Genomic DNA, 1,834 nt, shown 5'->3' on the forward strand with positions numbered 1-1,834 from the left:
GACGGCACGGCCAAATCACTGGCCATCACGGGAACATTGCCCGTGGGTACGTCGGTGCGCTATGCGGGCAACGGCCGCACCGAGGTGGGAAGCCAGACGGTGACGGCCACCATCAGCGGCAGCAACTACGAGACGCTGGTACTGACGGCGGAGCTGACCATCACACCGGCTGTGCGGAGCATCGATTTTCCGCCGCTGCCGGAAAAGGCGTACGGGGATGCGGACTTCGTTGGGGGTGCTACGGCGAGCAGCGGGGAGGCGGTAAGCTATACGAGCAGCAATACGGCGGTGGCTGAAGTGGTGGCCGGTGGGCGCATCCGCATCACCGGCGCGGGAAGCGCCACCATCACGGCGACGGTACCGGCGAGCGGCAACTACAGCAACCGGCCGGAGGTGAGGCGCGAGCTGACGGTGCACCGGGCACAGCAGTCGATTTCCTTCAGTGCGCCGGCGTCTGTACACCGCGATGCGGGCAGCATCGCGCTGGAGGTATCGGCCTCAAGCGGTCTGCCGGTGAGCCTGGCCGTCGACGATGGGCAGGTGGCTACGCTGGAAGGCACGGCGCTGCACATCCACCGCCTGGGTACGGTAACCATCACGGCCACGCAGGGGGGTGATGCCAACCATGAGGCGGCGGCGCCGGTGGCGTTGACGGTACGGGTCACGGACCCTTCGTCGGACTTTCCGGTGCGCGTGCACCCTGCGGTATCGCCCAACGGGGACGGCATCAACGAGTTCCTGATAATCGAGGGTATCCGTGATTACCCGGCCAACCGGGTGAAGGTATTCAACCGCAACGGTACGGTGGTGTGGGAGGCCAGCGGGTATGACAACGACCGGGTGGCGTTCCGGGGCATCGGCACGGGGCAGCAGCGGCTGCCTGCCGGCACGTACTTCTACATCGTGGAAATCGGCAGGGGTGGCGGCACGGAATACCGGAGGGGCTATTTTGTATTGAAGTATTGATTGACTAGGGAATAGTGGGGTGTTGATTATGGGGATATTTATGAAAGATAATAACCGAAACAGCGATAACATGAAACGGAACCTGATTCTTTTGCTGGGCAGTTTGCTTTCAGGGACAGCCCTGCATGGCCAGCAGGCGCTGACGCCGACGCAGTACGGCCAGCTGCGCACGGTCATCAATCCGGCGGCGAGCCTGATGTCGCCGGCCGGGGAGGTTTCCATACTGGGGCGGCGGCAGTGGGTGGGGCTGGACGGCGCGCCGGAGGTCTTCTGGGGCAGCGGCCACCTGGGGTTACAGGGGCTTGGCGCCACGGCCGGGGTGAACATCCGCCATGAAAGCCTGGCGGTGGAGAAGCTGACGGAGGCCTCGGTGTTTTTTGCCAAGTCGGTCCGGATATCGGAGACAGAGTACGTGGGTTTATCGCTGAATGCGGGGCTGAGTTACATGGACGGGCGTTTCTCGCAGCTGGACCCGCAGGATCCGGCCTTCCGGGAGGATGTGCGGGAGACGGATGCGCTGGTGGGCTTCGGGGTGGTGCTGTACCGGCCGGAGCGGTATTATGTGGGGCTGTCGCTTCCGCGGCTGATGCTGGGGAGCCTGGGGGTAAGCAGCGACAGCCGGTACAACTTCCGCAACCTGTACCACCTGACGGCGGGAGCGCTGTTTGGGCTGGGGGCGGACTTCCACATCAGGCCGAGCCTGCTGGTGACTTACGCAGAGAGCTTGCGCCCACAGGGTGAAGCCTCGGCGATGGTGTTCGTCAGGCAGGTGTTCGGCCTGGGGCTGAATGTGCGGAGCTACGGGGAACTGGCGGGCATGGCACAGTTCAACTTCGCGGGCTTCGGGCTGGGCTACAGCTATCAGTTC

General features: G+C 64.1%; 2 protein-coding genes. Both read left to right on the forward strand.

Annotation, left to right across the window (positions count from 1 at the left end):
- On the forward strand, window positions 1-966 hold a 966-nt coding region (locus JHJ32_RS22425), incomplete at its 5' end, for a gliding motility-associated C-terminal domain-containing protein (protein ID WP_200122924.1).
- A gap of 70 nt (window positions 967-1,036) precedes the next feature.
- Window positions 1,037-1,834: PorP/SprF family type IX secretion system membrane protein (locus JHJ32_RS22430; RefSeq protein ID WP_200122931.1), on the forward strand; the 798-nt coding region annotated here is incomplete at its 3' end.

The organism is Parapedobacter sp. ISTM3, from assembly GCF_016533505.1.
In the GTDB taxonomy this organism is placed as follows: domain Bacteria; phylum Bacteroidota; class Bacteroidia; order Sphingobacteriales; family Sphingobacteriaceae; genus Parapedobacter; species Parapedobacter luteus.